At 66.0% G+C, this 21,641-nt stretch carries 24 protein-coding genes; 13 read left to right on the forward strand and 11 right to left on the reverse strand.

Annotated elements, in window-relative coordinates:
* Positions 1 to 2: 2 nt before the first annotated feature.
* A complete protein-coding gene (locus tag MOM01_RS08980) occupies positions 3 to 1,301 on the reverse strand; it encodes a hypothetical protein (protein WP_241385048.1) in 1,299 nt (432 codons plus the stop codon).
* A 131-nt stretch (positions 1,302 to 1,432) separates the two neighbouring features.
* On the opposite strand from MOM01_RS08980, the gene MOM01_RS08985 reads away from it, so the two are divergent.
* Positions 1,433 to 2,095: a TetR/AcrR family transcriptional regulator gene (locus MOM01_RS08985; protein ID WP_241385049.1), complete on the forward strand. Its 663-nt coding sequence runs from the start codon at positions 1,433 to 1,435 to the stop codon at positions 2,093 to 2,095.
* A gap of 28 nt (positions 2,096 to 2,123) precedes the next feature.
* Here MOM01_RS08985 and MOM01_RS08990 read toward each other — a convergent pair whose 3' ends face one another.
* Positions 2,124 to 2,966 carry an SDR family oxidoreductase gene (locus MOM01_RS08990; RefSeq protein ID WP_241385050.1) on the reverse strand — a complete coding sequence of 281 codons (843 nt, stop codon included), beginning with the start codon at positions 2,964 to 2,966 and terminating at the stop codon, positions 2,124 to 2,126.
* A 22-nt stretch (positions 2,967 to 2,988) separates the two neighbouring features.
* Positions 2,989 to 3,432 carry a VOC family protein gene (locus MOM01_RS08995; RefSeq protein WP_241385051.1) on the reverse strand — a complete coding sequence of 148 codons (444 nt, stop codon included), beginning with the start codon at positions 3,430 to 3,432 and terminating at the stop codon, positions 2,989 to 2,991.
* Between the two features lie 104 nt (positions 3,433 to 3,536).
* Here MOM01_RS08995 and MOM01_RS09000 point away from each other — a divergent pair, with 104 nt between their 5' ends.
* The 4 genes from MOM01_RS09000 to MOM01_RS09015 are packed head-to-tail and all read left to right on the forward strand — an operon-like array spanning position 3,537 to position 7,622.
* Entirely contained in the window at positions 3,537 to 4,838 is a 1,302-nt protein-coding gene (locus MOM01_RS09000; RefSeq protein ID WP_241385052.1) for an acyl-CoA dehydrogenase family protein, read from the forward strand.
* A gap of 26 nt (positions 4,839 to 4,864) precedes the next feature.
* Positions 4,865 to 5,857 (forward strand): phosphotransferase family protein, encoded by a 993-nt coding sequence (locus MOM01_RS09005; protein WP_241385136.1) that lies wholly within the window; start codon positions 4,865 to 4,867, stop codon positions 5,855 to 5,857.
* A gap of 11 nt (positions 5,858 to 5,868) precedes the next feature.
* Positions 5,869 to 6,648, forward strand: a complete 780-nt coding sequence (locus MOM01_RS09010; RefSeq protein WP_241385053.1) for an enoyl-CoA hydratase-related protein — start codon at positions 5,869 to 5,871, stop codon at positions 6,646 to 6,648.
* Positions 6,645 to 7,622 carry an NADPH:quinone oxidoreductase family protein gene (locus MOM01_RS09015; RefSeq protein WP_241385054.1) on the forward strand — a complete coding sequence of 326 codons (978 nt, stop codon included), beginning with the start codon at positions 6,645 to 6,647 and terminating at the stop codon, positions 7,620 to 7,622. Before MOM01_RS09010 ends, MOM01_RS09015 begins: the two co-directional genes overlap by 4 nt.
* 89 nt (positions 7,623 to 7,711) lie before the next feature.
* Here MOM01_RS09015 and MOM01_RS09020 read toward each other — a convergent pair whose 3' ends face one another.
* From MOM01_RS09020 to MOM01_RS09055, 8 genes are all read right to left on the reverse strand, one after another.
* Positions 7,712 to 8,176 (reverse strand): hypothetical protein, encoded by a 465-nt coding sequence (locus tag MOM01_RS09020; protein WP_241385055.1) that lies wholly within the window; start codon positions 8,174 to 8,176, stop codon positions 7,712 to 7,714.
* Positions 8,177 to 8,217: 41 nt separating this feature from the next.
* Positions 8,218 to 8,820, reverse strand: a complete 603-nt coding sequence (locus tag MOM01_RS09025; RefSeq protein WP_241385056.1) for a TetR/AcrR family transcriptional regulator — start codon at positions 8,818 to 8,820, stop codon at positions 8,218 to 8,220.
* 127 nt (positions 8,821 to 8,947) lie between these two features.
* Complete coding sequence (locus MOM01_RS09030) at positions 8,948 to 10,096, reverse strand: thiolase family protein (protein ID WP_241385057.1); 1,149 nt, start codon at positions 10,094 to 10,096, stop codon at positions 8,948 to 8,950.
* A complete protein-coding gene (locus MOM01_RS09035; protein ID WP_241385058.1) occupies positions 10,089 to 10,910 on the reverse strand; it encodes an enoyl-CoA hydratase/isomerase family protein in 822 nt (273 codons plus the stop codon). Before MOM01_RS09035 ends, MOM01_RS09030 begins: the two co-directional genes overlap by 8 nt.
* Positions 10,907 to 12,175, reverse strand: a complete 1,269-nt coding sequence (locus tag MOM01_RS09040; protein WP_241385059.1) for a CaiB/BaiF CoA transferase family protein — start codon at positions 12,173 to 12,175, stop codon at positions 10,907 to 10,909. Before MOM01_RS09040 ends, MOM01_RS09035 begins: the two co-directional genes overlap by 4 nt.
* The gene (locus MOM01_RS09045) at positions 12,175 to 12,942 is read right to left on the reverse strand and encodes an SDR family NAD(P)-dependent oxidoreductase (RefSeq protein ID WP_241385060.1); all 768 of its coding nucleotides are present in this window, start codon (positions 12,940 to 12,942) and stop codon (positions 12,175 to 12,177) included. The genes MOM01_RS09040 and MOM01_RS09045 overlap by 1 nt, the downstream gene beginning before the upstream one ends.
* A complete protein-coding gene (locus tag MOM01_RS09050; protein ID WP_241385061.1) occupies positions 12,942 to 14,108 on the reverse strand; it encodes an acyl-CoA dehydrogenase family protein in 1,167 nt (388 codons plus the stop codon). Before MOM01_RS09050 ends, MOM01_RS09045 begins: the two co-directional genes overlap by 1 nt.
* A 79-nt stretch (positions 14,109 to 14,187) precedes the next feature.
* A complete protein-coding gene (locus MOM01_RS09055) occupies positions 14,188 to 14,499 on the reverse strand; it encodes a hypothetical protein (RefSeq protein ID WP_241385062.1) in 312 nt (103 codons plus the stop codon).
* Positions 14,500 to 14,794: 295 nt separating this feature from the next.
* Here MOM01_RS09055 and MOM01_RS09060 point away from each other — a divergent pair, with 295 nt between their 5' ends.
* The 8 genes from MOM01_RS09060 (at position 14,795) to MOM01_RS09095 (ending at position 21,597) form a co-directional block, all read left to right on the forward strand.
* The gene (locus tag MOM01_RS09060; protein WP_241385063.1) at positions 14,795 to 15,331 is read left to right on the forward strand and encodes a carboxymuconolactone decarboxylase family protein; all 537 of its coding nucleotides are present in this window, start codon (positions 14,795 to 14,797) and stop codon (positions 15,329 to 15,331) included.
* A 4-nt stretch (positions 15,332 to 15,335) separates the two neighbouring features.
* On the forward strand, positions 15,336 to 16,604 hold the full coding sequence (locus MOM01_RS09065) for an aromatic ring-hydroxylating oxygenase subunit alpha (protein ID WP_241385064.1): 1,269 nt from the start codon (positions 15,336 to 15,338) through the stop codon (positions 16,602 to 16,604).
* On the forward strand, positions 16,601 to 16,927 hold the full coding sequence (locus MOM01_RS09070) for a hypothetical protein (RefSeq protein WP_241385065.1): 327 nt from the start codon (positions 16,601 to 16,603) through the stop codon (positions 16,925 to 16,927). Before MOM01_RS09065 ends, MOM01_RS09070 begins: the two co-directional genes overlap by 4 nt.
* A 283-nt stretch (positions 16,928 to 17,210) precedes the next feature.
* Entirely contained in the window at positions 17,211 to 18,503 is a 1,293-nt protein-coding gene (locus tag MOM01_RS09075) for a cytochrome P450 (protein WP_241385066.1), read from the forward strand.
* Positions 18,500 to 18,688, forward strand: coding sequence for a ferredoxin (locus MOM01_RS09080; RefSeq protein ID WP_241385067.1), 189 nt, complete (start codon positions 18,500 to 18,502; stop codon positions 18,686 to 18,688). Before MOM01_RS09075 ends, MOM01_RS09080 begins: the two co-directional genes overlap by 4 nt.
* A gap of 176 nt (positions 18,689 to 18,864) precedes the next feature.
* On the forward strand, positions 18,865 to 20,100 hold the full coding sequence (locus MOM01_RS09085; protein ID WP_241385068.1) for a metal-dependent hydrolase family protein: 1,236 nt from the start codon (positions 18,865 to 18,867) through the stop codon (positions 20,098 to 20,100).
* Positions 20,087 to 20,512: a nuclear transport factor 2 family protein gene (locus MOM01_RS09090; protein ID WP_241385069.1), complete on the forward strand. Its 426-nt coding sequence runs from the start codon at positions 20,087 to 20,089 to the stop codon at positions 20,510 to 20,512. Before MOM01_RS09085 ends, MOM01_RS09090 begins: the two co-directional genes overlap by 14 nt.
* Positions 20,509 to 21,597 (forward strand): acyl-CoA dehydrogenase family protein, encoded by a 1,089-nt coding sequence (locus tag MOM01_RS09095; RefSeq protein ID WP_241385070.1) that lies wholly within the window; start codon positions 20,509 to 20,511, stop codon positions 21,595 to 21,597. The genes MOM01_RS09090 and MOM01_RS09095 overlap by 4 nt, the downstream gene beginning before the upstream one ends.
* The last annotated feature ends 44 nt before the right edge of the window (positions 21,598 to 21,641 follow it).

Genomic DNA, 21,641 nt, shown 5'->3' on the forward strand with positions numbered 1-21,641 from the left:
CGTCACTCTCCCGTGAGTCCGCGGACGTAGGCGTCCATCGTTCCGGCGCAGGTGATCTTGTCGTCGTCACCGAGATCGGAATAGCGGACGATGTTCGGCATCACGGTCTCGCCGGCCCGCCCGCACGGGCACGGTCCGAGGTCGACGGTGATCCTGTCACCGGAGATCGTTCCGCCCCAGCGGCCGTCGACGGTGGTGTCCACGAAGGCAGCACGGCCCTCGACGAGGTTGCCGTCCGGTTCGGCGAGTGCGCTGCCGTCCTTGGTGAGGACGAACAGCACGATCTCCGCGGGGACGTGATAGCGCCCCTCCTCGGGACATTTGAACATGCGGTTGTTGAGTTCCTGCATGGAGTAGTAGTGCAGGAAGCGTTCGGGAACGATGTTGAGGATCCGGTAGATCTGCTCCTGGTAGTCGGCCGGAAGGTTCGTGCCCTTCAGTCCGCCACCGCTGGTGAGTGCATTGCTTCCCGTGATGTCGCCGTCCTGGATTCCCTTCTCCCGCAGGATCTCGCACAGGCGGAACAGCTGGGGGAACTGGGAACTGAAGAGGATGTCCTCCGAACGGTGCGCGATGATCTCGTCGGCGAAATGGTGCAGGCGGCGGTCCTGCTGTGCGGCGCGTTCGGCGGATTCGGCTTCGAATCGGGCGATGTCGTCGGGTGCAGCGGTGCCGTCGGCCATCGCGCGGCGCATCGCGGAGAGCCTGGCCATGTAGCGGTGGAAGCCTTCCGCCGGCGCGCCGTCGAACAGCGGGAGCGCATCCGGCCGGGAGAAGGAGTCGATGATCAGATCGCGCACCCCGTTGTGCTGGGTCTGGCCCGTCTCGGGGCCGACGGGGATGACGTGCCAGCGATTCTCGGGCGGGAGGCCGAGGGCGGTGAAGCAGTCGAGCAGATTCTGCTTGTTCACGTCGATATCGCGCTGGGACTTGTTGAGGAAGGATCCTTTTCCGCTCGTTCCGCTCGAGCTCGAGACCATGTGACCGGCCTTCTCGAGGGCGGCGATCCAGCCGTCGACGTCGGTGACCTCCGAGACGTCCACATCGTCGAGGCGACGGGTCGACAGCGAACCGAGCCATCGGTTCATCTGCTCCCACCTGCCCTTCGCGATGAGCGTGTCGGGATAGCTCTTGTAGGTGGTGTGGGGGAAGAGCAGGGGGATCATGTCCTCGCGCGACCGGATCTCGGTGATGCCCTGGTCCTCCGCGCGCTGCGCGAGTACGGGGACCTGCTCTCGTCGTTCCCGGAAATACGCGTCCAACGTCGCGACGACGTCGTCCTGCAGGGTTGCTTCTGCCACTGTGCCCTCCGCCCCTCGGGGTTCGAAACCGCAATAACTTGACTGGGAGGTATAGATAAGAAAGTGCCGTAACCATACCCACAGGGAAAGTTTTCTGTCCAGAGTCCGAACGATTTGGCACACTCGCCTGTATGACCCCGGCCGACACCCCCACCCACCCCGGCAGCGAGACACGCCGGCGCGGCGGGCGCCCCACCAGGGAGGAAGCGAGCCGACTCGACGACGCGGTACGCGAATCCGCGCTCCGGCTGTTCCTGGAGAACGGTTACGAAGGCACGACGATGAACGCCATCGCCGCCGCGGCCGGAACGACGAAACCGTCGCTGTACGCACGCTTCCCGACCAAGGAGGACGTCTTCCGCTCCGTGCTCGGATGGGCGATGCAACGCACCGACTGGCCGTCGCCGGAACCCGAGATCCCCGATTTCGACGACCTCGGCACGTCGCTCACCGCCATCGCCGAGGCCGCCGTCCGGCGCGCGCTCGACCCCTCGATGATCAAGCTGCAACAGGTCGCCATCGCGTACGCCTCGCGCTACCCGGACATCGCCAGGAAGGCGCTCGGCCCGGGTTACTGGCCGCGCAAGAAACAGGTCGTGGACCTGCTGCGCCGGCACGCGGCGACAGGGAGCATCGTCGCCGACGATCCCGACACCCTCGCCGAACTGTTCCTGAGCATGGCATCCGGTGGCCCGGCACGCCTCGCGTCGTTCGGCATCGTCCGCGACCCGGAGAACATCGACGACCACGTCGGTGCCGTCGTGGACCTGTTCCTGCGCAGCCTGCGGCCGTAGCCGATCGCATTCACCCACCGGGTCACGTTCACGACGAACTCTGCGCCCGCGCCCTTCCCGACGTGATCGAGGCGACCACACCTCCGTCGACGAGCACGTCGGTGCCGTTGACGAAACTCGCCTCGTCGGACAGCAGGAATGCGACGACGGCGGCGAGTTCCTCCGCCCTGCCCGCGCGCCCGAGCGGAGTCGCTCGCACCATGCCGCCCATCGTCTCGCTGTGATCCGCCTCCTGCCGGCCCTGCGGCGTATCGATGATGCCGGGAGAGACCGAGCACGCACGGGCGCCGACGGCCCCGAGACGCACGGCTTCCTCGCGGGCGAACTGCTGCACACCGTATTTCGCCCACGCATAGGCAACGCCGGGATGTTCGAGCGCCTCCCCCACCACCTCGCGGAGACGGTCGAGGAAGTCCTCGGCAAGCGGATCCGCGAGCACGGCGGCCTCTTCCGGCGAAGGCCGCATCCGGCCGATGTTCGGCGCCATCGACGCGAAGTAGACCGACGCGGTGCCTGCGGTGGCGAGCGGACGCAGAACCTGGGCCAGCCGAGCGGTGCCGACGAGGTCGACGGCGAAGATCCGCCGCCAGTCGGCCATGGTCGGCGAGATACCCGCAGCGTGTGCGACCGATCGCAGCGTCCCGAGTTCCGCCACGCGTGCGGCCAGCCGCTCCAGTCCGTCGACGTCGGTGACATCGAGAACGAACGGTTCGACACGCGTCCGATCACCGTTCAGCTCGTCGGCCGTGACACCGACGGTGTCGGCGTCCAGGTCGACGAGCAGCAAGGCGTCGACCGTCCCGACCATGCGCTGCGCGCACGCGTATCCCATTCCGCGACCCGCTCCGGTCGTGATCCCCACCGTGGTCATGACATGCAGTCCTCTCCGGTCATCAGGATGTGGCCCAGCACCGCGACAGTCCGGATTCGGCGGTGCGGGTGACGAGTTCGACGAGCACGCCCCGTCGACTGCGGGCGAATGCGAAGAACATACCGCCGCCGGGCAGCGCGCGGGTGGCCTCGACGACGAATCCTTCCTTCTCGAGATGACGGCAGTCACCCTCGACATCGTCCGACCAGTACCCGAGGTGGTGGATACCGGAGGTCGCAGCCCACAGGGGTGTGTCGGGCACGGCCGAGACGATCTCGATCCGCGGTTCGGTGACCGAATAGGAGCACTGCAGATCGACGCTCCGGTCGCCGTCCGGGAGCGTCACATCGACGGCTCCGCCCACCTGTGGTCCCCACTCGTAGCCGAGCAGTGCCGAGAGTTCGTCCCGGGCGGCGCGAGGGTCGTCGGTGACGATCCCCAGGTGGAAGAGGTCTTCGGCCTTCATGTCTGCGCCCTCCGGACGGTAGGTGTTCCCATTGCTCTTCGGTCGTGCAAGAATGAGGTTCTTCGTATCGAGATAGATATTCTCACCAATGGAAGGGAGGCACAATGGCCTGGGACTTCGAAACCGAGCCCGAGTACCAGAAGAAGCTGGACTGGGCCGATGCCTTCGTGCGCGAGGAGGTCGAACCGCTCGATCTCGTATGGGAGCACCAGCAGTTCGTCCCCCTCGACGGACTTCGCCGCGAGGCGATCGATCCGCTCAAGGACAAGGTCCGCGCAGAGGGCCTGTGGGCCACCCATCTCGGCCCCGAACTCGGCGGTCAGGGATACGGACAGCTCAAGCTGGCGTTGCTGAACGAGATCCTCGGGCGCTCGTCGTGGGCACCGATCGTGTTCGGTTGCCAGGCACCCGATACCGGTAACGCCGAGATCATCGCCCACTTCGGCACCCCCGAGCAGAAGGAGCGCTATCTGCAGCCCCTGCTCGACGGTGAGGTGTTCTCCTCGTACTCGATGACCGAACCGCAGGGTGGTGCAGATCCCGCCCAGTTCCGTTGCCGGGCGGTCAAGGACGGCGACCACTGGGTCATCAACGGGTGGAAGTTCTTCTCGTCCAACGCCCGGACCGCCGAGTTCCTCATCGTCATGGTCGTGACGGATCCCGACGTCCCCGTGTACAAGGGCACGTCGATGTTCCTCGTCCCGACCGACACACCCGGTGTGAACATCGTGCGCAATGTCGGCCTCTACGGCGAACCGATGAACGACGGCACCCACGCACTCATCCACTACGACAACGTGCGCGTGCCCGCCGAAGCGCTCCTCGGCGAGGAGGGCCAGGCGTTCGCAGCAGCGCAGGTGCGACTCGGTGGTGGTCGCATCCACCACGCGATGCGCACCATCGGCCTCGCCCAGAAGGCCCTGGACATGATGTGCGAGCGTGCCCTCAGCCGCGAGACGGCCGGCAGCCGTCTCTCCGACAAGCAGGCCGTGCAGGGTTACATCGCCGACTCCTACGCGCAGCTCGCACAGTTCCGTCTGTTCGTGCTCAACACAGCGTGGAAGATCGACAAGTACAACGACTACAAGAAGGTCCGCAAGGACATCGCGACGGCGAAGATCATCATGCCCACCGTGCTCCACGACATCGCGTGGCGCGCCATGCAGGTGCACGGGGCGCTCGGCGTCACCAACGAGATGCCGTTCTTCAAAATGATCCACGGGGCAGCGGTGATGGGCCTGGCCGACGGGCCGACCGAGGTGCACAAGACCACCGTCGCCAAGCAGGTCCTCCGCGACTACAGCCCGGTCGACGACATGTGGCCCTCGCAGTGGATCCCGAAGAAGCAGGAAGAAGCCCGGAAGAAGTACGCCGACTACATCGAACTCGAAGTGGGGAACCTGTGATCGACACCGAGCGTCTCGCCGACTGGATGGACGAGCAGGGCCTGCCCGGCAAGGGCGCGCCCCTCGACGCGAAATACCTCTCCGGCGGTACACAGAACGAGATCTACAAGCTCACGCGTGACGACTTCACGTGCGTCATCCGTATCCCTCCGCCCGGCGCACCGGCCGACCGCGACGGCGGGATCATGCGCGAGTGGCGCATCATCCAGGGACTGGCCGGAACCGACGTCCCGCACACGAAAGCCGTTGCCGCATGTGAGGACACGTCCGTCCTCGGCCGCTCCTTCTACCTCATGGGCCACGTCGACGGATGGTCGCCGATGGATCACCGCGGCACCTGGCCCGCACCCTTCGACACCGATCTCGATGCCCGAGCCGGCCTGGCCTACCAGCTCGCCGAGGGCATCGCCCTGCTGTCGAAGGTGGACTGGAAGGCGCAGGGCCTGCACGATCTCGGACGTCCCGACGGCTTCCACGACCGACAGGTGAGCCGGTGGACCCGCTTCTTCGAACGGATCAAGGCCCGTGAGATCGAGGGCATGGACGTCGCCACGAAGTGGCTCGAGACCCACCGTCCGCTCGATTACGTCCCGGGTCTGATGCACGGCGACTACCAGTTCGCCAATGTGATGTTCGAGCACGGCGCCCCGGCGAAGCTCGCGGCACTCGTGGACTGGGAGATGGGTACCGTCGGCGACCCGAAGCTCGATCTCGGCTGGATGCTCATGAACTGGCCCGAGGACACGAGTGCGAACGAGGACAGTGCGGTCAGCTACGTCGACCTGACCGGGATGCCCGGTCGCGCGCAGATGCTCGCGCACTACGCCGAGGTCTCCGGCCGCCAGGTCGACGACATCGACTACTACCTGATCCTCGCCAAGTGGAAGCTCGCCATCGTCCTCGAACAGGGCTTCCAGCGGGCCGGGGACGACCCGAAGCTGCAGTCCTACGGACCGGTCATCACCAACCTCATGAAATCGGCGGCCGACCTCGCCGAGTCGACGGACTACAAGGGCTGAAGGGGTTTGCGATGACGACTGTCGCGGAAGGACTGGTGGAGGAACGGCACGGACCGGTGCTCGTCCTCCGCATCGACCGGCCCGAGGCGCGTAATGCCCTCAACGGAGCCGTGCTCCGCGGAATCGGCGCCGCGGCCCTTCGGGCAGAGGAGGATCCGGAGATCCGGGTGATCGTCCTCACCGGCACGGGCGACCGGGCATTCTGCGCCGGCATGGATCTGCGGGCGTTCGCCGCCGGTGAGGACATCGGCACCGATTCCGCCGAAGCCGCCGGATATGCGCGGCTGTCCAAGGGCGAACTGTCTGTTCCGGTCGTCGGTGCGGCCAACGGCAGTGCCGTGGGGGGCGGGCTCGAACTCCTCCTCGGCGCCGACATCATCGTGGCGTCCTCCGAGGCGAAGTTCGGCCTGCCCGAGGTGAAGCGCGGACTCTTCCCCGCCGGAGGCGGCACCTCCATCGGCACCCGCATCCCCGTCGGGGCGGCCCTCGAACTCACCCTGACAGGGGATCCCATCTCGGCGCAACGCGGTTACGCCCTCGGGCTGATCAACGCCGTGGTGGCACCGGATCAGGTGATGGACACCGCGCTCGACTACGCCCGGCGGATCGCGGCGAACGCTCCGCTGGGTCTGTCGGCGGTGAAAGAACTTGTCCGGCTCGCCCAGTCCGATGCCGAGCGCGCCGAGGAAAGACTGTCCTACTGGCAGTCGGTCGTCTTCGCCAGCAACGACGCCAAGGAAGGCGCAGCCGCGTTCATGGAGAAGCGGGCGCCGGTCTGGCAGGGCGGATGAGCGCCGTCCGTGCCGTCGTCTGCACGGAGTACGGCGAACCCGAGGGTCTTCGGATCGAGGAACGACCCTCGGCTCCACTCGCATCCGGCTTCGCCAGGGTGCGAGTGGGGGCCGCCGCCGTGAATTTCCCCGACGTGCTGATCGTCGCGAACAGATATCAGATCAGTGTGCCGCCACCTTTCGTTCCCGGCAGCGAGTACGCGGGCACCGTCGTCGAAATCGCTGACGGCACACCCGGGTTCGCGGTCGGTGATCGGGTCACCGGCACGGGGCTGGTCGGAGCGTTCGCCGACGAGATCGTCGCCCCCGTGACATCCCTGAAGAAGATTCCCGACGGAATCGACGATCGGACCGCTGCATCCTTCGGGGTGGCGCACCGCACGGCCTATCACACGCTCCGATCCGTGGCGCGGCTGCAGCCGGGCGAGGAACTCGTCGTGCTCGGCGCGGGCGGCGGAGTCGGTCTTGCGGCAGTCCAACTCGGTGTGGTCCTCGGGGCTTCGGTCACCGCGGTCGCCTCGTCGCCCGACAAGCTCGCGGTAGCGTCCTCCTGCGGTGCAACCCACGTGATCGACCACCGGGCGAGCGACCTGCGTCCGGCTCTGAAGAGCGCGTTACCGCAGGGCGCGGACGTCGTGGTCGACCCGGTGGGCGGGGATCTCTCGGAACCGGCGCTGCGTTCGCTCCGTCGCGGCGGGCGTTTCGTCACCCTCGGTTACGCTTCCGGGTCGATCCCCCGAATCCCTCTGAATCTGGTGCTCGTCAAGGGAATCCGAATCATGGGCTTTCAATTTCAGGATCTCGACGCCGAGGAATACCGGCGGAACGAGGACGAACTCGTCGATCTCCTCGTCTCCGGCAAGGCGGTTCCGCACATCGGCGCGGACTATCCGCTCGAGGACACCGCGCAGGCACTGCGCCGGGTCGCGGACGGGCGAGCGGTCGGGAAGGTCGTCATCGACATGTCGCGCTGAGTGCCGGCCCGGCTGTCCTTCGGCTGTAATTCCGGCTGTGGCTCCGACTTCCCGGGAAGTCGGAGCCACAGCCGTACGATCGGGAGCACTCAGGCCATGGAGAGGAGACCGCCCCGCATACGGCCCGCGTCGATGCCCCCGGTCCGGAAGGACTCGGTGAGACCGACGGCCGTGGCCGGCGCCGACGCAGCGGCGAGCGCGTGCGACTTGAAGACCTGCGCTGCTCGGCTCAGCCGGTGCTGCAACGGCACGATCCGCGAGTCGAGCTCGGAGGGAACGGTGTCGCCCCACAGTGCGATCGTGGCCGGATTCTCCGACAGCACCTCGAGCACACCGTTCCGGATCCGCTCGTCGGAGGCGTAGAGGTCGGCCGCGACCGCAACGGTATCGGGCATCGGGCCGTAGGACGCAGAACTCAGAGCCGACTCGAGGTCGACAGCCTTCGAGGCACCGAGGATCTCGAAGGGACGCAGGTCGGAACTCTGCGGAACGACGACCACCACTTCCCAGCCTGCTGCCACCTGGTCGTACAGCCATCCGCCGGTGTAACGCACGGCGTCCGCGACCCGGGGAGCGACGATCGCGACCCTCCGTCTCAGGCTGTGCCGACGAGCATGAGCTGTTGCTCGAGCGACTGAATGAAGTCCTCGAATATTGCGGTCAGTGGGAGCGAACGATCGAGGAGCCATGAGGTTTCCATTCCATTGAGGAAAGCGACGATCTCCACCGCTTTGATGGCCGGGTCCACATCCGTTCGATATCGACCGGCGCGTTGTCCACGCCGGATTCCGGCTTCGACCGTGTCGAGAGCCGTCTGATACCGCCCGCGTAGGCGTTCGTGCAGGGGAGCATCCGGTTCGAGGTTCTCGATGAGGAGCACTGCGTACATCCCGACCAGTTCGGGCGATTCCTCGAAACGTCTCGGAATCTTCCTGATCTGATCGACGAGATCTCCCGTCCGGTCCACACGAGCGTCGTCGTCGTTGTCTCGGGCATCGAGCACCGCGTGCAACAACTGGTCCTTCGAATCGAAGTGATGCAGAAGCCCGGCAGGGGTCAATCCTGCTTCCCGGGCGATCTGAGCGAGACTCGTGCTCCGCCACCCGTTCCGTGCCAGAAACCGCTGGGCGACGCTGAGGATCAGCTCCCGGCGGTCCTCACCTCTGGCGAGGAGAGTGTCGTATGCCCGATGGGACAAGGCCCCTCACTTCGTTGTAGAAGGACAACCTACTGAACACACATTAGGTCGCTTTCACTCCTGTGACAAGCGTCTCATTCGGTTTATCCGGAGATCGATGTCACAGGAATCTGCTCCTCGACCTCCGCTACCCTCCGACGAGCTCGACGACGGTCGCGTTGGCCGTGCCGCCGCCCTCGCACATGGTCTGGAGCCCGAAGCGCAGACCCTGGTCCCTCATGTGATGGATCATCCGGGTCATCAGAACGGCACCGGAGCCACCGAGAGGATGGCCGAGCGCGATCGCCCCGCCGAGTGGGTTCAGCTTCTCCGGGTCCGCGCCTGTCTCCGCCAGCCAGGCCAGCGGCACCGACGCGAACGCCTCGTTCACCTCGAAGACACCGATCTCACCGAGCGCGACGCCGGCCTTCGCCAGGACTTTCTCGGTCGCGGGGATCGGTCCGGTCAGCATGAGCACCGGGTCGGCTCCGGCGACGACACCCGCCCGATACCGAACCAGCGGGCGGAGTCCGAGTTCCCGAGCCTTCTCAGGGGTCGTGACGAGCAACGCCGCTGCGCCGTCGGAGATCTGCGACGAGTTGCCGGCGTGGATGACGCCGTCCTCGGCGAAGGCGGGCCTCAGTCCGGCGAGCTTCTCGACCGTCGATCCCCGGCGTACTCCTTCGTCGACCGAGACCGTCCCCGCCTCCGTCGGAACCGGGACGATCTGCGCGTCGAACGCGCCCCGATCCAGAGCGGCCGCAGCGCGCTCGTGCGAGAGCACCGAGAACTCGTCGAGCCGGGTGCGGGAGAATCCCCACTTCTGCGCGATCTTCTCGGCGGAGATGCCTTGATTGAACGAGAACCCGTCGTACCGGGCGAGCGCCTTGGGCCCGTACGGCTGACCCGACGCCCGCGCCGAGCCCAGCGGCACCCGGCTCATGACCTCGACGCCGCCGGCGACCACCACATCCTGCTGCCCGGACATCACCGCCTGTGACGCGAAGTCGAGCGCCTGCTGGCTCGACCCGCACGCCCGGTTGATCGTCGTGCCCGGAATCGACTCGGGCCAGCCGGCCGCGAGAACCGAATACCGCCCGATATTGCTCGACTGGTCGCCCACCTGCGAGACACAGCCCCACACGACGTCGTCGACAACCGCCGGGTCGATGCCGGTGCGCTCGACGAGGGCCTGCAGGACGTGCGCCGACAGATCCGCCGGATGCTCGCCCGCCAGTCCACCGTTGCGCTTACCGACCGGCGTGCGGACGGCTTCGACGATGACTGCTTCACGCATGTACTTCTTCTCCACTCGTAGTCTGCGGTTCCGGATTCAGTGCCCATCTGCCGGTGAAGCGGGCCTCGCGCTTCTCCGCGAACGCCCGGAACGCCTCGGGGGCGTCGGCGGTGCCGAAATTGACCGCCTGGGCCCGCGCCTCACCGGCGAGAGCATCCCGCAGGCCGCGGTCGACGGCTTCGTTGAGCAATGCCTTGGTCTGTGCCAGGGCGACGGGAGGTCCGGCCGACAGCCGAGCGCAGAGATCGCCGACGAACGCGTCGATGCTCTCCTCGGATTCGATCCACGTCACCAGCCCCAGCCGGTGCGCCTCGTCGGCGTCGATGACCTCGGCCAGCAGTGCCAGTCGTTTCGCCTGCTGCAGGCCGACGAGTCTCGGCAGCAACCACGTACCGCCGAGATCGGGTGACAATCCCCGTTTCGCGAAGATCTGCGAGAAGGTCGATCGCGGTGTCGCGACCACCAGATCGCATCCGAGCGCCAGGTTCCAGCCGGCCCCGTAGGCGACGCCGTCGACCTTCGCCACGGTGGGAACGGGCAGCTCGTGGAGCAGCAACGCGACGTCCGTCAGCTTGCGCAGTTTGTGCAACGGGTGCGCGACACCGGGATTGGCGATATCGGCACCCGAACAGAACGCGCCGGCCGCGCCGGTAACGACGAGGACCCGCACATCCGGGTCGTCGGCGGTGTCGACGAGGACGTCGTGCAATGCCTGCCAGAGCGGGGCGTCGATCGCGTTCTTGCGATGCGGCCGGTTCACTGTGAGGGTCCGGACCCCGTCGCGGTCGTCGACGAGAAGGGAGTCGGTGCTCACCCCGCCGCCTCCGTACCCGGTGCGCGGTAGGCGGGACCGATCGCGCCCGCCTCGCGCAGCCGTGCGATCTCGGTGCGGGTGATCCCGAAGTCCAGCAGGACCGCATCGGTGTGTTCGCCGAGCCCCGGCACCGCACCCATGGGCAGTTCGAAGCCGGCGACGACCGGGGGAGGAAGCAGCGCCTCGATCGGGCCGTTCGGGGTATCGACCTGCCGCCAGCGATCGCGGGCCTGCAACTGCGGATGTGCGACCACATCGCTCGGCAGGTTGTACCGGGAGTTGCCGATACCGGCATCGTCGGCGATCTTCTGCACGTGCGCGAGAGGGTGCCGGGCACACCACTGTGCGATCGCCTCGTCGAGCACCGCCCGGTGTTCGCAGCGGCCGGCATTGGAGCGGAAGCGATCGTCGTCGGCGAGGTCGTCGCGTTCGATGATCTCCCTCGCGAGTCGCTGCCACTCCCTGTCGTTGGTGGTGCCCAGCACGACGACCTGGTCGTCGGCGGTCCGGTAGGAGCCGTAGGGCGAGACCGCCGGCGACGACATGCCCAGCGGCTGCTGGTTCACCCCGGAATAGCGGGTGTAGGTCAGCGGGTAGCCCATGAGTTCGGTCATCGTGTCGAACAGGCTCACCGACACCTTCGACAGGCTGCCGCCGCGGCCCCGGTGTCGTTCCTTGCCACACAGCAGGGCGAGGATCGAGACGGCCGAGTACAGGCCGGTGGTGATGTCGGCGACGGGCGGTCCGGGTTTCGCCGGCATGCCGGGATGACCGGTGACGGCGCACGCACCCGACTCCGCCTGGACGAGAAGGTCGTACGCGCGTTTGTGCGAGAGCGGCCCACCGGGCCCGTATCCGTCGATCTCGACGGCGATGAGCTCGGGATAGCGTTCCTCGAGCTGATCGGAGGACAGCCCCAATCGTCCCGTGGCACCGGGGGCGAGGTTCGACACCAGCACATCGGATCGGGCGAGGAGCCGATGCAGCACGGCGATGCCGTCGTCCGATTTCAGGTCGAGCGTCACCGACTCCTTGCCACGGTTCGCCCACACGAAATGGGCCGCCATGCCACCGACGACGTCGTCGTAGTCGCGTGCGAAGTCGCCCCCGCGAGGATTCTCGATCTTGATGACCCGCGCGCCGAAGTCGGCGAGCGTGCGCGTGCACATCGGGGCCGAGACGGCCTGCTCGAGGGCGACGACGGTGATCCCTGCGAGCGGGCCGTCCGAGCCTGCCGAGCTCTGCCCTGGCGCCGCCTCTGCCATCACATCACCATGCCGCCGTCGACCGGCAGTACCTGCCCGGTGACGAACGACGCCGCATCCGTGGCCAGGAAGACGAACGCTCCGGCGACTTCCTCCGGCGAGGCCCAGCGCCGCAACGGAATACGGTTGAGCACGTTCGCGGCGAACTTCTCGTCGGTGCGGATCGTCTCCGTCATAGGCGTTGCGGCCAGCGGAGCCAGGGCGTTGACGAGGATCTTCTTGCGTGCCAATTCGCGGGCGAGCGACTTCGTGATGCCGATGATCCCCGCCTTGGCGGCAGAGTAGTTCACCTGGCCCAGCGTGCCAGTGATGCCGGCCGAGGAGGTCACGTTGATGATGCGCCCCCTGCCGTCGGTGGACAGGAAGGGCAGGGCCGCCTGCGAGCACGTGAAGGCACCGAGCACATGGATGTCGTGGATGCGCTGGAAGGATTCGACCGTGGTGTCGGCGAACATCGCGGGATCGGTGACACCGGCATTGTTGACGAGGATGTGGAGTACGCCTTCGGTCAGGCCGGCGGCACGCGCCATCGCGGCATCGGCGGCCTCCCGGTCGCGGACATCGAGCGCGAGACTGTCGGCCTTACCACCGTTCGCCGAGATACGTTCTGCGACAGCGGCAGCAGCATCACCGTCGATGTCGGTGACGAGCACGGCCGCACCGGCTGTGGCGAGCGCTTCGGCGACGGCCGAACCGATACCACCGGCCGCACCGGTCACCACGGCCGACCGCCCGGTGAGATCGAAGAGAGAATTGTTCACGGCCATCAGTAGCTCCTCGGCAGTCCCAGAGTGTGTGAGCTCAGGAAGTTCAGAATCATCTCCTGGCTGATCGGTGCAATGCGCATCACGCGCGCTTCGCGGAAGTATCGCGAGACGTTGTACTCTTCCGAATAACCCATTCCGCCGTGCGTCTGCAGCGCGCGATCCGCGGCGGTGAAACCTGCTTCGGCACAGAGATATTTGGCGGTGTTCGCCTCCCGTCCGCACGGTTTTCCGTTGTCGTAGAGCCAAGTGGCCTTCCGCAGCACCAGCTCGGCGGCGTCGAGATGTGCGAGCGAATCCGCGAGGGGGAACTGGATTCCCTGGTTCATGCCGATCGGGCGGCCGAATACCTCGCGTTCGTTGCCGTATCTGACGGCCTTGTCGAGTGCCACGCGACCGATGCCGAGTGCTTCGGCGGCGATCAGCATGCGCTCGGGGTTGAGTCCGTCGAGCAGATACTCGAAACCTCGCCCCTCCTCACCGACCCTGTCCTCCACCGGGATACGCAGGTCGTCGATGAACAGCTCGTTCGAGGTGACGGCGTTGCGACCCATCTTCCGGATCGGACGGATGTCGACGCGGCTGCGATCGAGATCGGTGAGGAACAACGTCATGCCGTCGGTCTTCTTCTCGACCTCGTCGTAGCGACTGGTGCGGGTCAGCAACAGGATCTTCTCGGATTCCTGCGCCTTGGAGATCCACACCTTCCGCCCGTTGACAATGTAGTGGTCTCCCTCCCTGCGCGCGAAGGTCGTGATGCGTGAGGTGTCCAGCCCCGCACCGGGTTCGGTGACACCGAAACAGACGTGCAGGTCGCCGCTGACGATCCGCGGCAGCGTACGAGCCTTGAGCTCGTCCGAACCGTGCTTGACCACCGGTTGCATACCGAAGATGTTGAGGTGGATCGAGCTCGCGGCGTTCATCCCGCCGCCCGATCGCGCGACCTCCTCGAGCAGGAGTGTGGCCTCGGTGATGCCGTATCCGTGCCCGCCGTACTCTTCGGGCATCGTGATGCCGAGCCAGCCGCCGTCCGCCATCGCCCGGTAGAACTCCGACGGGAACTCGTGCGCGAGGTCCTTCTCCATCCAGTACTGGTCGTCGAACCTCTTCGTCAGTTCGGCCACCGACTTACGGATGAGCTCTTGGTCCTCACTGAGCTCGAAACTCATTCCGCTCACCGTCGTCACCACACGCCCGGCCGGTGGAGCTGCAGGTCGTCGAGGTTCATGATGATCCCTTTCGTATCGGTCAGTCGGAAGCGGGGAGCGGCTTGGCGGCCTTGAGAGTCATGGGAACGCCGCCGTAACCGAGTTCCCCGGGGCCCGAAGAGGTGCACAGCAGTTCGACCGTGTCGTCCGCGTCGACGTAACGCTTGCCGAGCACCGTGACGGCTTCGCCGGCCGACGGCTCGGGGCGGCCGGGAGGTGCCGGAATCATCGGCGTTCCCCCACAGGTGATCTCCCGGATGTCCCCGGAAGGCGCGCGGACGACGACGACCCTCGTGGAACCTTCGGCGGCGGCGAGCTGCACTCCTGGGCGAAGCGGTGCGGGTGTGGTCACGACGTACCTCTCTTTCGATCACTCGGTGGACGATCGCGGGTCCGGGCGTCTCGTAACTGGAAACTATCTTCTCTTTTCTAGAGAATCAACATGCAAAGCTCGCGGGCGAGGCGGGCGGAAACACACCGGGGAAGGTGCGCCATCCGGTGCCGCCGGACTCCGAGTCCGCGACCTCCACCCGTCCGACCTGCGCAGACAGGACATTTCTCGCGGGGCGTTGACTATCCGGCGTTGACGTGGAAATCTATCGATCAGAAATGAGAATGAGATTCTCTCAGAGAGGGAGGAGGTTGATGTGGCCCTGCTGTCCCCGCTTCCGGCGGAATCCTGGAACGATGACGTCGACGCAGCGCTGAAAGGCCTGATGCCCCGGCACATGAGGAACCCGGAGCAGGCCGGCACCGCGATGGCGACGCTGGTCCACCATCCGGAATTGACCAAGGCCTTTCTCGGCTTCAGCGTGCATCTTCTGTTCCGATCGACGCTCCCGGCTCGGCTACGCGAACTGGTGATCCTGCGCGTGGCCGAACTGCACGACTGCTCGTACGAGCGTGAGCACCACATCGAGATCGCGGGGAACGAAGCCGGCCTCACGCCGGACGAGATCACCGCGGCACTCGGTGGAGCAGCCGAGGATCCGTTCGAACAACGCCTGCTCGACTCCGTCCGGGAATTGACCGAGACGTCGCGTCTGTCCGAGGAGACGTGGACAGCACTCTCGGAGCATCTCACCACCAAGCAACTGATGGATCTGATCTTCACCGTGGGTGGCTACAGCCTCATGGCCATGGCCTACAACACCTTCGGTATCGAGTTCGAAGACGAAAGGTAGAACCTTGCCCCACTTCACCAAGCCGGCAGAGGGAAGCTGGACCGAGCACTATCCCGAACTCGGCACCGCACCGGTCGACTACACCGATTCCATCGATCCCGCCTTCTTCGAAGCCGAGCGCGAGGCGATCTTCAAGCGCACCTGGCTCTATGTCGGGCGCGTCGAGCAACTGCCCCGCACCGGTAGCTACTTCACCAAGGAGCTGCCCTCCGCCGGTCCCGGCACCTCGCTGGTCATCGTCAAGGGCAACGACGGTGTCGTCCGCGCCTTCCACAACGTCTGCCGGCACCGCGGAAACAAGTTGGTGTGGAACGATTTCCCCAACGAGGAGACCGCGGGCAGCTGCAAGCAGTTCACCTGCAAGTACCACGCCTGGCGTTACAGCCTCGAAGGCGATCTGACCTTCGTCCAGCAGGAGGGTGAGTTCTTCGATCTCGACAAGAAGGACTTCGGACTCAAGTCGGTCCGTTGCGAGATCTGGGAAGGCTTCATCTACATCAACCTCGACGACGACGCCGTACCGCTCGTCGACTACCTCGGCGATTTCGCCAAGGACCTCGAGGGCTACCCGTTCGACAAGATGACCGAGGTCTACAGTTACCGCTCCGAGATCGGATCGAACTGGAAACTGTTCATCGACGCCTTCGCCGAGTTCTACCACGCACCGATCCTGCACATGAAGCAGGCCGTGAAGGACGAGGCCGAGAAGCTCGCCGGCTACGGCTACGAGGCTCTGCACTACGACCTCAAGCCCCCGCACTCGATGATCTCCTCCTGGGGTGGCATGGCGCCGCCCAAGGATCCCAGCATGGTCAAGCCCATCGAGCGTGTCCTCCGCTCCGGACTGTTCGGCCCCTGGGACACCCCCGACGTCGAAGGTCTCGCCGACGACCAGCTGCCTCCTGCACTCAACCCCACCAAGTTCCACAGCTGGGGACAGGACAGCTTCGAGTTCTTCCCCAACATGACCCTGCTCGTCTGGAAGCCGGGCTGGTACCTGACCTACACCTACTGGCCGACGGCTGTGGACAAGCACATCTTCGAGGCGAGCCTGTACTTCGTCCCGCCGAAGAACGCCCGCGAGCGCCTCGCGCAGGAGCTCGCCGCGGTCACCTTCAAGGAATACGCACTGCAGGACGCGAACACCCTCGAAGCGACGCAGACCATGATCGGCACCCGCGCAGTGACCGATTTCCCGCTCAACGACCAGGAAATCCTCCTGCGACACCTCCACAAGACCGTCGCCGATTACGTCAAGGAGTACCAGAAGTGACGACTCTGCCCACCGAATTCGCCGACCTCGAAGCCTATGCGGACTGGGCTCTGGCCACCGAGCCCGAGCGCTACGCGAAGCGACTGGCGTCGAGCATGCCCGAGATGCAGCAGTTCTACGACGCAGCCTTCGGCCGCCTCGAGGATGCGATCACCTATCTCGACAAGTTCGACCTCGACGACCTCGACGACGATGCCCGCGCGCTCATGCACCTGATGCAATCGCTCGTGATGGTGTCCTTCCCGGTAGAGGTCTGGAAGCAGCCTCGCGTGCCGGACAGCGGCGCCGCCTGGGTCACCATCACCAAGGAACCGGTGGTGTGATGCCCGCCGGAACGTTCCGGCGATGAACACCTCGCGCCCGTGCCCGAACCCCCCGGGGTTCGCGCACGGGCGCGTTGTCGTATGCGCTGATCAAGATCAAACACAGATCGTCATCCGTATCAATGTGACCAATCACAAGTCCGAAATGCACGAAAGATCCCCTCGTGCCAGGCTTTACGGACCGTGGTTGGATGTGCGGGCGAGATACGGCATCGGGCGCGGGCGGCCGCGCACCGGAAGACCGCACTCTGCAACAGCCCACAGCCCTGCCTCGGGAGGAACCATGACCGACATCGAGACGAAGAACTTCTTCACCGACCCGGATCTCGTAGAGAACCCGTATCCTTACTACGACGCCATGCGCGACGGGTGCCCGGTCAAGCGTGAACCCCATATGAACGTCATGATGGTCACCGGATACGAAGAAGCGATCCAGGTCCTGAGCGACGAGAAGACGTTCTCGTCGTGCATCTCGGTCACGGGCCCCTTCTCGGGCCTGCCGGCCTGCCCCGAGAGCGACGACATCAGCGACTTCATCGAGGAGCACCGCCCCGCGCTGCCGATGAACGATCAGCTCCCCACGATGGACCCGCCTCAGCACACCGATCATCGCGGCCTGCTGATGCGACTGATCACCCCCAAGCGGCTGAAGGAGAACGAGGAGTTCATCGAGCGCCTGGCCGACAGGCTCCTCGACGACGTTCTCGCCCGGGGCGAGGGCGACTACATCACGGGCTTCGCCGCACCGTTCGCGATGCTCGTCATCGCCGACCTGCTGGGCGTCCCGGAGAGCGACCACCAGGAATTCATCGAAGGCCTGAACATCCAGGTGGAGAAGGGCTTCACGCTCGGCAGCACCGAGGGTGAAGCCCTGAAGCTCAATCCCCTCGAGTTCCTGTACAAGAAATTCGGCGACTACATCGAGGATCGCCGCGCGAACCCCACCGACGACGTGCTCACGGGCCTCGCCACGGCGACCTTCCCCGACGGCACCCTGCCGCCTGTCGAGGACGTCCTCCGCATCGCGGCGAACGTCTTCTCCGCGGGCCAGGAGACCACGGTGCGGCTGCTCAGCTCCGCGATGAGGATCCTCGCCGAGCAGCCCGAACTCCAGCAGACGCTGCGCGACGAGCCGGACCGCATCCCGAACTTCATCGAGGAGACGCTGCGGTTCGAGAGCCCGATCAAGGGTGACTTCCGGCTCGCGAAGACACCCACCGAGGTCGGTGGGGTCGAGGTGACCCCCGGCACGATCATGATGCTGGTCAACGGCGCCGCGAACCGCGACCCGCGCCAGTTCTCGGACCCGAACGAGTTCGATCTCGACCGCCGCAACGCCCGCACCCACATCGCGTTCGGTCGCGGCGTGCACGCCTGCCCGGGTGCGCCGCTCGCCCGCACGGAAGGACGCGTGGGTATCGCGCGCCTGCTCGAGCGCACCAGCGAGATCCGGCTCTCCGAGAAGGTGCACGGCCCCGAAGGCGACCGGAAGTTCGGTTACCTGCCCACCTTCATCCTGCGCGGCCTGCTCTCCCTGCACCTCGAGTACACGCCTGCGGAAGGTGAGACGAAGTGAAGGTCTTCGTCGACGACGACGCGTGCCGCGGTCACGGTGTCTGCCTCGCCGCCTGCCCGGAGGTCTTCGACCTGAGCGACGGCGGTTATGCCGTGACGCTCATGTCCGAGGTTCCGGCCGAGCACGAGGACGCCGTCCGTGAGGCTGCCGCGGGTTGCCCGGAGAGGGCGATCACGCTCGACTGAGTCCCGAACACACGCTGCACCGGCGCCGGTCCGGACCGAAAGGTCCGGGCCGGCGCCTTTTTTCGCGTCTCGGGCCGGAGGTCGATTGACGGCGTCCGGGTTGTGTGAAAACCTCATAATCAACACAGAGAGTGACATTCTCACAATGTCGCCACTCTCCGATGAAAGGACGAGCGATGCTGACCCTGAAGGCAGCCGGACTGCTCGACGTCGACACGGGCGAGATCGTCCGTCCCGGAATCCTCCGCATCGACGGCGACCGCATCGTCGCGGTCGGCGGGACACCCGGTGAAGACACGGGCACAACGCCCGGCGACGACGTCATCGACCTCGGCGATCTGATCCTCATGCCCGGCCTGATGGACATGGAGGTGAACCTGCTCATGGGTGGACGGGGCGAGAAGCCCGTCTACTCGACCGTGCAGGACGACCCACCGCTGCGCATGTTGCGCGCCGTCGGGAACGCCCGCCGCACGCTGCGAGCAGGATTCACGACGGTCCGCAATCTCGGGCTCTTCGTCAAGACCGGCGGATATCTCCTGGACGTGGCCCTCGGAAAGGCCATCGACAAGGGCTGGGTGGACGGGCCCCGCATCGTCCCGGCCGGTCACGCCATCACCCCGACCGGTGGGCATCTCGACCCGACGATGTTCGCGGCATTCGCGCCCGGAATCCTCGACCTGACGATCGAGGAGGGCATCGCCAACGGCGTCGACGAGGTCCGCAAGGCGGTGCGCTACCAAATCAAGCACGGCGCACAACTGATCAAGGTCTGCGTCTCCGGCGGCGTCATGTCCATGACGGGGTCTGCAGGAGCACAACATTATTCCGACGAGGAACTGCGCGCGATCGTCGACGAGGCACACCGCCGCGGCTTGAAGGTGGCCTCCCACACGCACGGCGCCGAAGCCGTACGTCACGCGGTCGAGGCCGGAATCGACTGCATCGAACACGGATTCCTCATCGACGACGACGCGATCGATCTCATGGTCGAGCGCGGTACCTGGCTCGTGCCCACCACCCGGCTCGCCGACGCGATGGACACCTCCCACGCGCCGCCGGAACTGCAGGCCAAGGCCGCCGAGATGTTCCCGAAGGCACGCACCTCGGTGCTCGCGGCATACAAGGCCGGCGTGAAGATCGCCGTCGGCACCGACGCCCCGGCCATCCCGCACGGCAAGAACGCCGACGAGATCGTCGCTCTCGTCGACCGCGGACTCCCCCCGCTCGCGGTCATCCAGGCCGCGACGATCAATGCCGCAGAACTCATCGGCGTCGACGACCGCGGCCGCCTCGCCGAAGGATTGCTCGCCGACATCATCGCCGTCCCCGGCGATCCCACCGAAGACATCACCGTCACCCAGAACGTGCGGTTCGTGATGAAAGGCGGAAAGGTCTATGTCCACAACTGACCGTTCGACCATCGACGATCTCGTCGAGATCAACCAGTTGCTCGCGCGCTACGCCGTGAACATGACGAAGAACGACGTGGAGGGCGTCGTCTCGGCGTTCACCCCGGACGGCACCTACAGCGCGTTCGGCGACGCCTTCCCGCTCGACCGGTTCCCGGAGCTCGTCGCGGCCGCACCGAAGGGCCTGTTCATGACGGGCACGGCCCTCATCGACATCGACGGCGACACCGCGACCGGCACCCAGCCGCTGTGCTTCGTCGAGCATTCCACGCACGACATGCGGATCGGTTACTACAACGACACCTACGTCCGCACGGCCGACGGCTGGCGTCTGCGTACCCGGGCGATGACCTTCATCCGCCGCAGCGGAACCCACGACTCCGGCATCCCCCACGCCTTCGAACCGGCATGAACGTCACCGAGTTCAGGACCGCCGTCCGCGCCTGGCTCGACGAGAACGATCTGACCCCCGGACCGGATCACTCGTTCGACGCCCAGGTCGAACAACTCGCCCGCGTGCGACGGGAACTCTTCGACGCGGGCTGGATGCGCTACGGCTGGCCCGAGGAGGTCGGCGGGCTCGGCGGCGACGCAGTCCTGCGTGCCGTGCTCGGCGAGGAGGTCGCGACCCGCGATCTCGCAGAACCGGGCATCTATTCGATGATCGAGGTGCTCGCGCCCACCATGATCTCCTATGCGCGACCCGAACTCGCGGCGGAGATGGTTCCGAAACTGCTGCGCGGCGAGGAACAGTGGTGCCAGGGCTTCTCGGAACCCGGATCGGGCAGCGACCTCGCGTCGCTGTCCACCCGGGCCGAGCAGCGCGGTGACGACTGGGTGATCAACGGACAGAAGGTCTGGACCTCGCTCGCGCAGTTCGCGTCCCGCTGCGTGCTGCTCACCCGCACTGCACCGGGACACAAGGGCATCACCGCCTTCTTCGTCGACATGGACACCCCGGGCATCACCGTCCGGCCGCTGCGGACGATGCACGGCGTCGACGAATTCGCCGAGGTGTACTTCGACGACGTCGTCGTTCCCGCGGACCGGATGCTGGGCAATCCCGGAGACGGCTGGAAGCTCGCGATGGACCTGTTGCCGCACGAGCGTTCGACATGCTTCTGGCACCGGATCGCGTATCTGTTCACCCGACTGGACCGGCTTGTGGAACAGACGAATTCAGCGTCCGACGACGAGCTGGGCGCAGCTTATCTCGCACTCCACACCGTGCGGTGCCGTTCGCACGCCACCCAGCAGCGCCTCGCGGCAGGCATCCCGCTCGGCCCCGAGACGTCCGTCGACAAGATCCTGCTCGCAACCGCGGAGCAGCAGTTGTTCGACACCGCCCGGGATCTGCTTCCCGGGGTGCTCGAACTGTCCGACGTCGAATGGCGGACCGAGTTCCTGTATTCGCGCGCGGCGACGATCTACGGCGGCACCGCCGAGATCCAGCGCAATATCGTCGCGCGCCGGCTTCTCGACCTGGGGGCGGAGTGACGACTTACAGCACTGCACCGGATTCGGATCTCGCGCTGCTCGCA

Origin of the sequence: Rhodococcus sp. CH91 (genome assembly GCF_022554085.1) — a bacterium.
GTDB lineage: Bacteria > Actinomycetota > Actinomycetes > Mycobacteriales > Mycobacteriaceae > Rhodococcus.